This window comes from Microbulbifer sp. YPW16, from assembly GCF_021290385.1.
Lineage (GTDB): Bacteria > Pseudomonadota > Gammaproteobacteria > Pseudomonadales > Cellvibrionaceae > Microbulbifer > Microbulbifer zhoushanensis.
The window spans coordinates 1,244,050-1,256,516 of record NZ_CP089928.1; the positions used below are offsets into that span (position 1 = coordinate 1,244,050).

The window sequence follows — 12,467 nt, forward strand, 5'->3', positions numbered from 1 at the left end:
TGTCAGCCGGCCAGGTACCTGCGGGAAAATTTCGGGTCCATTTTCTGCAGGTCCACCACCACCAGCCCGTCCACCGAATCACAGAAATCCGGATCCACATTGAAGGCGTGGAAACTGGTCCCCCCGGGAGTGGTCACCGCAGTGTATTTCTTGAACAACGGCGGCAGCAAAACACCCTCCTGCTTCAGGACCTGCTTGAGCTGCAGCATATCCTCTCCGGCACTGCCCACCAGGGGTGGCAGGTCCTGCCGGACCTCCTCGAACGGCAGGCGCGCATCGCCGAGCGGGTTGTCGGTGGAGAAGTGGTGCAGGAAATAACGCACGATCGCGGACTTGGCCCGCACCGTGAATGTGCCCGGCATTGATACCGGGCCAAACAGGTAACGCACATCATTCCTGGCAATCCACTGGCCAATACCGCACCAGAGCAGGTCCAGGCCGCGGCCACGCCAGTAGTCCGGCAACAGGAAACTGCGGCCCAGCTCCGCCGAGCCGGGCAGGCACTCCTGCGGCGGGCGCGGATAATTGAACAGGGTGCTGCTGTAAACCTGCTCCGGCTGCAAGCTGTCGGTGCTGGCAAGCCGGTAGGCGCCGGCAATCTGCCGGGCGTCTTCATCCCACAGCAGCAGGTGATCGTAGTGCGCGTCAAAGGCATCCCAGTCGCGGCTCAGGCCAGTGCCCTCCCCCACAGCCCGGAATGACACCTCGCGGCAGCGAGACAGCTCCCGCATTACCGGGCAGTCTGGCTGCTGGCGGTACAACCGGACCGTAAAGCCGCCCTGCTCCACCAGCGCTTCACACTGGCGGATGACCGCGGCCACTTTTCCAGCTGCTTCCGGTGCGGCAACCGGCTCGGGCCCCAGAGGGCGCGGGGAATGACTCAGCTGGTAGACATGCTTTCGCCACAGGCGCGCCTGGGTAGGGGGCGTGAGCGGCCACTGGCGAAAATAATCCGCCTCCACCGGGCTGCCGATACGGATGTCGATACTGCGGCTGGCCTGTTTGAACATTTCGCGGATCAGCCACAGGGTCGATAGTGGTTTGTTGACCATCGACAGGCCGTAGAACCACAGGGAGTTGCGGCCACGCACCTGCACCGGCAGGATCGGCGCCCCGGCCCTGGCGGCAAAGCGGACAAACCCCGGATTCCAGCGACCGTCACGCACGCCCTTCGGGGTCAGGCGCGAGACTTCGCCGGCGGGAAAAACAATAACCGCACCACCCCGGTGAAGATGCCGGTGAATCCCCTCCACGTCTGCCCGCCGGGTACGCCCGTTGAAATTGTCGACCGGCAACAGGTATGGGCGCAAGGGCTCGATGTTCCACAGCAACTGGCTGGCCACCGCCCGCACATCGCCACGCACTCGCGCCACCATGTCGATCAGAGCCAGGCCATCGAGGCTCCCCAGCGGGTGGTTGGATACAATCACCAGGGGGCCGTCCCTGGGGATCCGCTCCAGCTCGCCGGGATACAGGTCATAGTGGAAATTGAAGTGGGCGAACACCTGCCGGATAAAGTCCAGGCCGCCCAGGTGGGGGTAGAGGCGCCCAAACTCCTGCAGTTTCTGTTCGCAGCATATTATCTTCAGCGTGGCTGAAGCCAGCCGTCGGGCGGGCTTTTGCGGCGCGGCACTGAACCATGGGTTGCGGGCCAGCAGGCTGTCCAGCTGGATCATGCCGCCACCACTTCGGTCATGATATGGGCGATTTTCGGGGCGCGCCGCCAGTGCAGCAATTCGAGGCTGCCATCACGCTGCTCCACGACTGCACTCATGGAGTCGACCCAGTCACCGCAATTCGCGTAGGTGACTAGGTTATCCCCAACCCGGTCATCGCGAACCGCCCCACGATGGATATGGCCGCAGATCACGCCATCGTAGCCGCGGCTGGCGGTCTCACGGACAGCCACCTGTTCAAACCGGTTCATCATTCGCCGTGCCGCGTTTACGCGGTTCTTGACGTGATTGGCCAGCGACCACCAGGGCAGGTCGAAACGGCTGCGCCAGTAATTGATCCAGCGATTGAAGCGCAACATCAGGTAATAGCTCTGGTCACCGATATGGTAACTGACAGGATTGATGCTGATATGGTGCTCGAACTGGTCGCCATGGGTTACCCAGTAACGCTTGCCACTGGCGGCCTCGTGCACCCACTCCCGCTCGATGCGGATATTACCCAGGCGCTTGCCGGCCCAGCTCCGCATGGGGGCGTCGTGGTTGCCCGGCACATAGATTACCTCGGGCGTACTGCTGCTGATTTCAGATAGTATCCCCAGCAACAGGGTGGAAGCCTTGCACCAGCTGCCCTTACCCTGGGAAAGTGCTTTCATATCGAAGATATCGCCCACCAGGTAGACGGTATCGGCGCGGTGCTGGGCGAGGAAGTCGGCCAGGCGCTGGGGTTCACTGTCCCGGCTGCCCAGGTGAACATCGGAAATCCACAGTGCGCGGTAGCGGTTACTCATTGCAAGGCCCCAAGTAGCGGTTTGCACTAACTTGCAGGATATTTTTTACATTACAGGGGCGATTTGTTGACGGTTATGTTGCGCGTAACAGCTGCGGGCTCGCGCCAGCCTCGCCTGTGCCTGGCAAGGGCCTAGTTGCGCACCCGCTCTATCTGCTCAAAACGGGAAACACTGGCCAGGTAATCCTGCCAGCTGCGCTGGAGTTCGGTAGTCTGGTATTGGCGATATTTCTCCCGATCCAGCCAGAGCACCGTCGTCCGCGCCCTCCTCAGGTTGATCAGGGGCAGGTTGTCGATGGCAGCCGAGCCACTGCTGAACACGGACCCCGCCCTGGAGTTCTGGATCATGTCGCTGACAATCGTCAGGTGTACCTCCTGTGCCCGGCCATCCAGGCGATCCAGCGCCACCACATCCGACAGCGCCTCGTAAATCGGCGACACTTCCTGGTCACCGGCGGCAACCACCTCCGCGATAGCCCGGTCCAGTGGCTGCTCGAAGCGCTCCAGGTAGAGTCGCTCGACAAAGGCGCGGTTTGCGGTCAGTGCACTGACGGCGTCGGCGGTTTCGGGCTTGCAGATATCCACTACAGACTCGGAGAGTCCATGGTACTTCTCATCCAGGACAAAGAGGGTAAAGCGGTCGTTTACCGCGGCCTGCTCCAGCACACCGGATATATGCGTGCGGAGGAAGTGTTTCTGGTAATCCGACAGGGCGTCAGAAACATCAATGATAAAAACATGGTGCAGGGGGCGCGGCAGGCTCGTATTACACAGCGTTTTACGGTCGTAGTCATTCTCCGGTGCATTGATCACTCGCACGACGGTTACCGCAAGTGCGGCCAGGATCACGACACCGAGCGCCGCCACCATCAGGCCTTTCCTGTCATCGCCGGACAGGCGACTGAATATCTCCCTCATTAAACCCCACTCAGTCCCTTGTCCTGCTCTATCCGCTCGATGGCGGCATTGATCTGCCCATTGATGCTCTCGAGTTTCTCGCTGATCGCTTCCATGGCCGCGGCATATTCCTCATCGAGGCCTGCAATGACCCGTTCGAAACAGGACAGGTCCTCCCGGTGCTGGTCCAGCCCGGCGGTATTCAGCTTTGGCAGTTTTTCCAGCTCCACCTGCAGCAGCTTGCCAAAATAGGCGGCGCGCCGGTTGGTGATGCGCTCGGCATGGGACTGGTAGTGGCGGATCAGCTCGTCGAGCAGCCCCTGGGCCTTGACGATATCTTCCTCGTACTGCCGGCGGATATGCTCGCTGCGCTCGATACTTGCCTTGAAATCGATAAACTCCGAGCGTATTTCCTGCTCTCTCCCGGACACTTCCCGCCGGGTCTCCTCGGCCTCCCTGCCAACCTCGCGGAAAGCATCGGCACAGCGCTGCAGCCAGAGCCGGCGGGCCTCCCGGTGCCGGCGGGTCACCGCCGTATAGCCCGGATACCGATCGTCAACCAGGAAGAACTTGGCCGCCAGCAGCATTACCGCCATACCGCTGACAATCACCATGATCCAGGAATTGAAATCGCGGATGCCCAGCGGCTGGCCCGACAGGCTGGCGACTGCCAAGCCCGAGGCCGCAAACGGGTCGGCCTCGAGAGCCTCCCGGTAGTGGCCCACTCCCAGTACAAACAGGGTGGTCAGCGCTGCCGCGCCCAGGAACAGGCAGAGGAACAGGCTCTTCCTCAGGATACTGACGTGAAACAGGTTGCGCAGCGTGAAGGCCAGGAACGCCGCAAGGCCCAGGTTCACCAGGGAAATGATAAAGGCCTGGAAGAAGCCCCCCACCAGTCCCAGCTCGCTGCCTTTCGAAAGGAAAAAGGAATTGAGGGCGGTCTCGAGGATCACCACGAAGAAAATCACGGAAAAATGCAGGATCCTCGACTCGCGGTACTCCGCGTCCCGGGTCAGTCCGTTGCGGAGCCGGAATATCTCCAGGTCCATGCGTGTCGAAGATACCGTCGCGGCGGCACCTTCCATTTCCCGGCTCAGCAGGGCAAAGCGGTTCGCCAGCCGCTGGTGGATAGTGCGGCCGGTATTTCGCAGTTCCTGGTAGTGCTGGCGGATTTTGGCCTCACCGCGACGTTCGGCCTGTTCGTCCAGTGCCGCCTGCCGCTCCCGGTGGACACGGCCGATGATCTCACTGGTGACATAGGAGCGCAGGCTTTCTTCGCTCTCGGTGTGACTGTTCCGGTCCGATTCGGGTATGCCGGCTTTGACATCCCGCTCGACGCGCTGCTCGATCTTGAGGGTTGAGATGGCAGCCTTGGTCGCAGGTATTGAGGCCATATCCGTCACCTAAAAGACATCCCTTACATTTAGGTATCCGCGCTGCGCCAGACCACTGCGGTGCCGGTACTGGCAACGGCACCCGGAGGGTAGCGACACACGCATCCCTTATTCTTCAAGAATAGTGCTGATTCGCGGCGCCGGGTCGATTCGGCCGCCGGGGCGCGACGACCGGTTGCCCATCGCTGACGGGGAGAGCGGTATAAGGCCTGAATGGAAACGGGGCATGGGGGAAACGGGAAGCTGCGGGGCGGCACACCGGTGCCGCCGGAGTTCACTCGCCGTCTTGCGGCGGCTGCATGGGACTCGGGAAGGGGAACTTGGCGACCTTGTCACCCTTGACCTCGACAATCTTGCCGGTGCCCTCTTTCTCCACCTCGTCGATGCGCACGATGCTGTGCATGGGGATGTAGGAACGGGTCACCGAGGCGAACTCGGTCTTGAGCTTCTCCTCACTGGGATCCACTACCAACTGCGACTTTTCGCCGAAAACAAATTCCTCTACCTCGATAAAGCCGTACATATCGCTCTGGTAGATGGCCCGGGCGTAGAGTTCATACACCTGGTTCTGGTTGTGAAAGATGACTTTGTAGATCGGATTCGCCATAGAGTTCCCAGGATGGAGGTTGTCCCTCGCGGATTCTGCTTTTGGTACGGGGATCTCCCCGCAGTGCTCACTCACCGTCCCTGGCGCGACTAGCGGACATTCGGCCAGTCTCGGGCCCAGCCATCCATGGCTGGTGGATGGCCCCAGCGCGAAGCATTGCTTCCCCTGCGCCTGGACCATCCCGGAAAAAGCGCGCAAGAATAGCACAGGACCGCAGTCCCACATATAGTAGCTGCCCCGCCATCTATGCAGTGCCGGCGCGGGTCGCTATAATGCCCGCCCCTTTGGATTGCACAGTTTTTAACCAGGCCAGTTATGTCCGAAACCACGCCCCAGGCAAAAGTGAAAAAGCTCTATATCAAGACCCACGGCTGCCAGATGAACGAGTACGACTCGGCGCGCATGCGTGACCTGCTCGGGGAGTCGCACGCCATGGTGCCGACGGATGACCCGGAGGATGCGGATGTCCTGCTGGTGAACACCTGTTCTATCCGCGAGAAGGCCCAGGAAAAACTGTTCCACCAGCTGGGGCGCTGGAAGCACCTGAAGGAAAAGAATCCCGAGCTGATCATCGGCGTCGGCGGATGCGTGGCGAGCCAGGAGGGCGAGGCCATCTCCAAACGCGCACCCTACGTGGACCTGATTTTTGGTCCGCAGACCCTGCACCGCCTGCCGGACATGATGGAGACCCGGGAACAGAAAAACGGTGCTGTAGTGGTGGATGTCACTTTCCCGGAAATCGAGAAGTTCGACCGCCTGCCCCAGCCTGAGGCCGACGGCGCCACCGCCTTTGTCTCCATCATGGAGGGCTGCTCCAAGTACTGCACCTTCTGTGTCGTGCCTTACACCCGTGGCGAGGAGGTCAGCCGCCCGGTGGCAGACGTGCTGGAGGAAGTGGCGCACCTGGCGGACCAGGGTGTGCGCGAGGTCAACCTGCTGGGCCAGAATGTGAACGCTTACCGGGCCACCGGTGACGACGGCCAGGTGGTGGATTTTGCCGAACTGATCACCTACGTGGCGGCCATCGACGGGATCGACCGTATCCGTTACACCACCTCCCACCCGGTAGAGTTTTCCGACGCACTGATCGATGTCTACGCCGAAGTTCCGGAGCTGGTAAACCACCTGCATCTGCCGGTCCAGAGCGGCTCCGACCGTATCCTGATGGCGATGAAGCGAGGCCATACGGCGCTGGAGTACAAATCCAAGATCCGTCGACTGAAGAAGATCCGCCCGGAAATCTGCCTGTCTTCCGACTTTATTATCGGCTTCCCGGGGGAGACCGAGCAGGATTTCGAGGCCACCATGAAGCTGATCCAGGACGTGGGTTTTGACATTTCCTTCAGCTTTATTTACTCGGCGCGCCCGGGCACCCCGGCCGCCGACCTGCCGGACGACACCCCCGAAGCAGTGAAAAAGCAGCGCCTGCAGCTGCTGCAGCACCGTATCAACCAGCAGGCGGCGGAGATTGCCCGCCGCATGGTGGGCAACACCGAGCGGGTGCTGGTAACCGGCGTCTCCAGGAAGGACCCGGGCCAGCTGCAGGGCCGGACCGAAAACAACCGCGTAGTCAATTTCCGTGCCGACGATATGGCCCTGATCGGCAAGTTCGCCGATGTGGTGATCGAGGAAGCATTGCCAAACTCGCTGCGCGGCACGCTGGTGACCTCGGAACTGGAGGGGCCGCTGTTCTAGCGGCACCCCATCCAGGCTGGCGGCAGGCAGAGGACGGCGTCCCGGTTCTGTAATACCAGCCTGGTATAAAGGCCTTATAAGCTTAGAACCGATTCGTCACAGCCCGCCCTTTCCCCTACAGGGAAAATGGGTATACCCTAGCAATGAAATCCCGGATATAGGTGCACGGAAACCAATTTGGAAACACATACCCTCGCTCACAGCATCACCCTTGAGCCCAACGACGCCCGCCGCCTGGCCAACCTCTGTGGCCAATTCGACCAACACTTGCGCCAGATAGAACAGCGACTGGATATCGAGATCCGCAATCGCGGCAACGAGTTCGCGTTTTACGGTGAACCAGAGTCGGCGCGTGCCGCCGGGGAACTGCTCAGCTTCCTCTACCGCGAAACCGGCAGCCACGATCACCTGACGCCTGAGGAGATCCACCTCGCCCTGCAGCAATCAGGCGTGGAAGAGCTCCAGAACAAGAGCACAGGGGACAGCGAAGGCAGCGCGGAGGAATCCGAGCCGGTGGTGCTGATCCGCACCAAGAAATGCTCCGTGCGCCCGCGGGGCCTGAACCAGCGACGCTACGTGCGCGCGGTGCAGACCAACGATATCAACTTCGGCATCGGCCCCGCTGGCACCGGCAAGACCTACCTGGCCGTCGCCTGCGCTGTGGAAGCGCTGCTGAAGGACGAGGTGGAGCGGATCCTGCTGGTGCGCCCGGCAGTCGAGGCCGGCGAAAAGCTGGGCTTCCTGCCCGGCGACCTGAGCCAGAAAGTGGATCCCTACCTGCGACCGCTGTACGACGCCCTGTTTGAAATGCTGGGCTTCGAGACCGTGGGCAAGCTGATCGAGCGCAATGTGATCGAGGTGGCCCCGCTGGCCTACATGCGTGGCCGCACCCTCAACAACGCCTTCGTGATCCTGGACGAGAGCCAGAACACCACCCGCGAACAGATGAAAATGTTCCTGACCCGGATCGGCTTCGGCTCCACCGCCGTGATTACCGGTGACCCCAGCCAGATCGACCTGCCCCGCGGACAGGCCTCCGGCCTGCGCCATGCGATTGAGGTCCTGGGCAAGGTGAACGGCATCAGCTTTACCCATTTCGGAGCCAAGGACGTGGTACGCCACCCGCTGGTCCAGCGTATTGTGGAGGCTTACGACGCCCATGAGGCGGAGCGTGACGCCCTCGCGGGGAAACCCGACGAGAACGCGGCCTGACCCGGTGATGCCCAACCCCCATGACTGACCTCCACCTGGACGTGCAGCGGCCCAGCCGCTGCACCGACCTCCCCTCTGATGGCCAGATCGCCGAGTGGGCGTCAACCGCCCTGCGGGACCACCGCGATGAGGCAGAGCTGAGCGTGCGCATCGTCGATGAGGCGGAAAGCCGCGAGCTTAACCGGCAATACCGCGGCAAGGACAAGCCCACCAACGTACTCTCATTCCCGGCGGACCTGCCGGCAGACATCGCCGTGCCCCTGCTCGGGGACCTGGTAATCTGTGCCCCGGTGGTTGCCGCGGAGGCGGAACAGCAGCACAAAGCCCTGCCTGCGCACTGGGCACACATGGTGGTCCATGGCACACTGCACCTGCTCGGTTACGATCATATTGACGATGCCGAGGCAGAAATCATGGAGACCCTGGAGACCCGCCTGCTCGGGGAGCTGGGTTTCCCGGACCCGTACCGCCCCCCGCAGGGGCTGGACACCCGGCGCCCGCAGGGCCATCCGGAGTGATGACGGATCATTCACGCCGCCCGCAGCAGTTGCGGTAGCGGCCCTGATGTACGACTAATGTACAGGTATAGAGAGAGAAAGACGGAGCATGGCCACATCCATGACCACTGACGAACCCCCAAGTAGCCAATCCTCCAGCAAGCCCCGTTCCGGGGAGAAAAACTGGCTGGAAAAGCTGTTTGGCGCGTTTTCCGCCGAACCAAAATCGCGCGACGAACTGCTGGATATCATCAAGGATGCAGCAGAAAACAAGCTGGTAGACGCCGAGGCCCTATCGATTATCGAGGGCGCCCTGGACGTATCCAGCCAGCAGGTGCGCGAGGTCATGATTCCGCGCTCACAGATGGTTGTGGTCAGCCTGCAGGATTCCCCCGAGGAGTTCCTGCCCAAGATCATTGAGTCCGGGCACTCACGCTTCCCCGTGATCGGCGAGAGCGTGGACGATATCCGTGGCATCCTGCTGGCCAAGGACCTCTTGCCGCTGGTACTCAAAGGGCTGGAGAAGTTCAGCCTCGAGGAAATCATCCGCCCCGCCAATATCATTCCCGAGAGCAAGCGCCTGAATATCCTGCTGCGTGAGTTCCGAGAAAACCGGTACCATATGGCTGTGGTGATCGATGAGTACGGCGGTGTATCCGGCGTGGTCACCATTGAGGATATCCTCGAGGAAATCGTCGGCGAGATCGAGGACGAGACCGACGAGGAAGAGGAAGACAGCTTTATCCGCAAGGTGGGCGACAACGACTTTATCGTCAAGGCGCTCACCCCGATCGAGGATTTCAACGAGTACTTCGACAGCGAGCTCAGTGACGAGGAGTTCGATACCGTGGGCGGCCTGGTGATGCAGTCTTTCGGCCACCTGCCAGGACGCGACGAGATCACCCAGCTGGGCGAGTTCCGCTTCCGGGTACTCTATGCGGACAACCGCCAGGTGCACCTGCTACGGCTCAGCCGCCAGCAGTCGCCGGCCACCGACGCGGAATAACCCCGCGCCGCCTGTAGTGAACCGAAAACCCATGCGCAGACTCATCTACCCCCTTGCCAGTGCCGCTGCGGGCGCGCTCATGACACTGTCCTTCGCCCCGTTCAATCTCTGGGTGTGTGGCCTGTTGTCACTGGCAGCCTTCGCCGGACTGGTTTTGCATCGCAGCGGGGGGCTGCAGCTGCGCGGGCGCAGCAGCGCCTGGCTGGCGTTCTGGTTCGGCCTGGGGCTATTCGGCAGTGGCGGTTCCTGGGTTTATGTCTCGATCACCCAGTTCGGTGGCTCCTCCATGCCACTGGGCCTGCTCCTGACCGGCGGCTTTGTGGTGATCCTGGCGGCCATGCTGGCCGCGCCCTTCTATTTCCTCGGTCGCTTTACCGACCGCGCCCTGCCATTTGCGCTGGCATTTCCCGCACTGTGGTTTATCGGCGAATGGCTGCGCAGCTGGCTGTTTACCGGGTTTCCCTGGCTCTATGCCGGCTACGCGCACACCGGTACCTGGATGGCGGGCTGGGCACCACTGCTCAGCGTCTTCGGTATCGGCCTGCTGCTGGCGCTGACCGCCGCTGTCATGGCCCTGCTGGTGGCGGGGCGCCCCCTGCCCCTGGCCCGGCGCACACGCGTAGGCCTGTTGGTAGCGGCCCTGCTGCCGTGGCCCGCCGGTGCCCTGCTCGAGCAGGTGGAGTGGACCCGCGCCACCGGAGAACCGGTGACCGTGGGCCTGGTGCAGGCTAATATCCCGCAGGAGAAGAAGTGGCTGCCGGAGTTTCGCGCTGAAACCATCAATCGCTACCAGAGCGGCAGCCGGGCACTCGGCGAGAGCGGTGCAGAGGTGATCATATGGCCCGAGGCAGCCCTGCCACTGCTCTACAGCCAGGCCCCCAACCTGATGTCGACGCTGCAACGCAATGCCGAGGAAACGAAGATCGACCTGATCACCGGCGTGCTCTACGACCGGGTCGATAACGGGCTGCGTGTGGTGCACAACTCTGCTGCGGTCTTCGGCGGCAGCCCCCACGTCTACCACAAGCGCCACCTGGTGCCTTTCGGCGAATATGTACCGCTGGAGGAGTGGATCCGGGGCACTATCGAGTTCTTTGACCTGCCGACTTCATTTATCCGCCCGGGACCGGACGAACAGCCCCCCCTGGCTGCCGGCGGCCTCACCTGGGCCCCGCTGATCTGCTACGAGATTGTCTATCCCACACTTGTGGCCGGGTCCGCACAGACCTCCCAGGTCCTGCTCACGATCAGCAACGATGCCTGGTTTGGTGATTCCATCGGCCCGCTGCAGCATATGCAGATGGCGCAGATGCGCGCCCTGGAAACCGGGCGCTACCTGGTGCGCGCCACCAATACCGGCGTAACCGCAATCGTCGACCCGCAGGGGCAGGTCGTGGAGCGGCTGCCGCAGTTCCAGCGCGCCAACATGATTGGGAAGGTGACCGGCAGGAGCGGTTCCACCCCGTTTATGTGGGCCGGTATCTCCCTGGTATTCGCACTGGCGCTGCCGATGCTGGCCGCCGCCGTCGCCCTGCGCATCCGCCGTCGCGGGCCGGCAGTGGCAGCTGTCGCCGGCCAGGCAACCGACTGACGAGCCGCTGGCGGGGCGGTCCTCCCGCCCCGGTGAGCCAAGACGCAGCTTTCCTCGTACCACCTCCTGCACCGCCCTTGCGGCCTGCTATGATGCAGTCACATCAACAACTTAAACGATCTGGCAAGGACGCCCTTGGCAATATGCACTGTTTAATCACTGGCGGCACGGGGCTGATCGGCCGCCTGTTCTGCCAGCACTGGCTGGCCCGGGGAAACTCTCTGACCGTGTTGAGCCGGCGCCCGGAACGTGTGCACGACCTGTGTGGTGAGGCGGCGCAGGGCTGCCGTGAGCTGCACGAGGTCAATGGCCCGGTGGACGTCATCGTCAACCTGGCCGGGGAACCCATCAGCCACCGCTGGACCAGCAAACGCAAGGCCGAGATCCGCCGCTCCCGCGTGGAGACCACCGAGAAACTGGTGGAGTGGACCCTGGCCCAACCGCAGCGACCGGCCTATGTCCTGTCGGGATCCGCGGTGGGCTACTACGGCGACCGCGGCGGCGACCTCCTGCGTGAGAGCAGCTCTCCCGGTGGCGGCTTCGCGGCCCAGCTCTGCCGTGACTGGGAGGCGGCCACCCTGCCCCTGCAGCAGGCCGGCATCTGTGTTGGCACCATGCGCACCTCCATTGTGCTATCCACCCGTGGTGGAGCCCTGCCGCAGATGCTGCCGGCATTTCGCCTTGGTCTTGGCGGCCCGATGAGTACCGGTGAGCACTGGATGAGCTGGATTCACGAGGAGGACATCGTCGGCCTGATGCTGCACGCCATCGATCACCACCTGTGCCAGCCATTCAATGCCTGCGCACCCGAGGCAGTTACCAACAACAGTTTCTCCCGCCTGCTGGCCAAGCAGCTACACCGGCCGTGCCTGATGCGCACGCCCGCGTGGATGCTGAAGCTGATGTTTGGCCAGATGGCCGAGGAATTGCTGCTGGCGAGCCAGAAGATGGAACCGCGCACCGCCCTGGACAGCGGCTACAGCTTTCGCTTCCCGACCCTGGAGCAGGCCCTGGCGGACCTGCTGGAGAATGGCCACGCGAACAAGGCACGAGCCTGATATCCCTGCCCCCGTTTGCTGCCTACAGGTTCATTACGCCCCCGACC

Annotated in this window: 11 protein-coding genes; 6 read left to right on the plus strand and 5 right to left on the minus strand. The window is 62.4% G+C overall.

Going from position 1 to position 12,467, the window contains the following annotated elements; all coding sequences use genetic code 11:
* Window positions 1-2 precede the first annotated feature (2 nt).
* The 5 genes from LVE68_RS05410 to LVE68_RS05430 all read right to left on the minus strand — a co-directional run bounded on the left by LVE68_RS05410 (window position 3) and on the right by LVE68_RS05430 (window position 5,361).
* The gene (locus LVE68_RS05410; RefSeq protein WP_233006007.1) at window positions 3-1,676 is read right to left on the minus strand and encodes a lysophospholipid acyltransferase family protein; all 1,674 of its coding nucleotides are present in this window, start codon (window positions 1,674-1,676) and stop codon (window positions 3-5) included.
* Window positions 1,673-2,464 carry a UDP-2,3-diacylglucosamine diphosphatase gene (locus LVE68_RS05415; RefSeq protein ID WP_233006008.1) on the minus strand — a complete coding sequence of 264 codons (792 nt, stop codon included), beginning with the start codon at window positions 2,462-2,464 and terminating at the stop codon, window positions 1,673-1,675. Before LVE68_RS05415 ends, LVE68_RS05410 begins: the two co-directional genes overlap by 4 nt.
* 131 nt (window positions 2,465-2,595) lie before the next feature.
* Window positions 2,596-3,381 carry a hypothetical protein gene (locus tag LVE68_RS05420; RefSeq protein WP_233006009.1) on the minus strand — a complete coding sequence of 262 codons (786 nt, stop codon included), beginning with the start codon at window positions 3,379-3,381 and terminating at the stop codon, window positions 2,596-2,598.
* Complete coding sequence (locus LVE68_RS05425) at window positions 3,381-4,754, minus strand: hypothetical protein (protein ID WP_233006010.1); 1,374 nt, start codon at window positions 4,752-4,754, stop codon at window positions 3,381-3,383. Before LVE68_RS05425 ends, LVE68_RS05420 begins: the two co-directional genes overlap by 1 nt.
* Before the next feature lie 274 nt (window positions 4,755-5,028).
* Complete coding sequence (locus tag LVE68_RS05430; RefSeq protein ID WP_233006011.1) at window positions 5,029-5,361, minus strand: DUF1820 family protein; 333 nt, start codon at window positions 5,359-5,361, stop codon at window positions 5,029-5,031.
* A gap of 315 nt (window positions 5,362-5,676) precedes the next feature.
* Between LVE68_RS05430 and miaB the strand changes: the two genes are divergently transcribed.
* The 6 genes from miaB to LVE68_RS05460 all read left to right on the plus strand — a co-directional run bounded on the left by miaB (window position 5,677) and on the right by LVE68_RS05460 (window position 12,420).
* Window positions 5,677-7,056, plus strand: a complete 1,380-nt coding sequence (gene miaB, locus LVE68_RS05435) for a tRNA (N6-isopentenyl adenosine(37)-C2)-methylthiotransferase MiaB (RefSeq protein ID WP_233006012.1) — start codon at window positions 5,677-5,679, stop codon at window positions 7,054-7,056.
* 177 nt (window positions 7,057-7,233) lie between these two features.
* Window positions 7,234-8,268: a PhoH family protein gene (locus LVE68_RS05440; RefSeq protein ID WP_233006013.1), complete on the plus strand. Its 1,035-nt coding sequence runs from the start codon at window positions 7,234-7,236 to the stop codon at window positions 8,266-8,268.
* A gap of 20 nt (window positions 8,269-8,288) precedes the next feature.
* Complete coding sequence (gene ybeY / locus LVE68_RS05445; RefSeq protein WP_233006014.1) at window positions 8,289-8,786, plus strand: rRNA maturation RNase YbeY; 498 nt, start codon at window positions 8,289-8,291, stop codon at window positions 8,784-8,786.
* A gap of 88 nt (window positions 8,787-8,874) precedes the next feature.
* Window positions 8,875-9,771 carry an HlyC/CorC family transporter gene (locus tag LVE68_RS05450; RefSeq protein ID WP_370636787.1) on the plus strand — a complete coding sequence of 299 codons (897 nt, stop codon included), beginning with the start codon at window positions 8,875-8,877 and terminating at the stop codon, window positions 9,769-9,771.
* Window positions 9,772-9,802: 31 nt separating this feature from the next.
* A complete protein-coding gene (gene lnt, locus LVE68_RS05455) occupies window positions 9,803-11,362 on the plus strand; it encodes an apolipoprotein N-acyltransferase (protein WP_233006015.1) in 1,560 nt (519 codons plus the stop codon).
* Window positions 11,363-11,505: 143 nt separating this feature from the next.
* Window positions 11,506-12,420: a TIGR01777 family oxidoreductase gene (locus LVE68_RS05460; protein ID WP_233006016.1), complete on the plus strand. Its 915-nt coding sequence runs from the start codon at window positions 11,506-11,508 to the stop codon at window positions 12,418-12,420.
* Window positions 12,421-12,467 lie beyond the last annotated feature (47 nt).

What these genes read in the sequence shown, in the direction of transcription:
- LVE68_RS05410 (WP_233006007.1), bottom strand. Translation starts at nt 1,676, where the DNA reads ATGATCCAGCTGGACAGCCTGCTGGCCCGCAACCCATGGTTCAGTGCC.
- LVE68_RS05415 (WP_233006008.1), bottom strand. Translation starts at nt 2,464, where the DNA reads ATGAGTAACCGCTACCGCGCACTGTGGATTTCCGATGTTCACCTGGGC.
- LVE68_RS05420 (WP_233006009.1), bottom strand. Translation starts at nt 3,381, where the DNA reads ATGAGGGAGATATTCAGTCGCCTGTCCGGCGATGACAGGAAAGGCCTG.
- LVE68_RS05425 (WP_233006010.1), bottom strand. Translation starts at nt 4,754, where the DNA reads ATGGCCTCAATACCTGCGACCAAGGCTGCCATCTCAACCCTCAAGATC.
- LVE68_RS05430 (WP_233006011.1), bottom strand. Translation starts at nt 5,361, where the DNA reads ATGGCGAATCCGATCTACAAAGTCATCTTTCACAACCAGAACCAGGTG.
- miaB (WP_233006012.1), top strand. Translation starts at nt 5,677, where the DNA reads ATGTCCGAAACCACGCCCCAGGCAAAAGTGAAAAAGCTCTATATCAAG.
- ybeY (WP_233006014.1), top strand. Translation starts at nt 8,289, where the DNA reads ATGACTGACCTCCACCTGGACGTGCAGCGGCCCAGCCGCTGCACCGAC.
- LVE68_RS05450 (WP_370636787.1), top strand. Translation starts at nt 8,875, where the DNA reads ATGGCCACATCCATGACCACTGACGAACCCCCAAGTAGCCAATCCTCC.
- lnt (WP_233006015.1), top strand. Translation starts at nt 9,803, where the DNA reads ATGCGCAGACTCATCTACCCCCTTGCCAGTGCCGCTGCGGGCGCGCTC.
- LVE68_RS05460 (WP_233006016.1), top strand. Translation starts at nt 11,506, where the DNA reads ATGCACTGTTTAATCACTGGCGGCACGGGGCTGATCGGCCGCCTGTTC.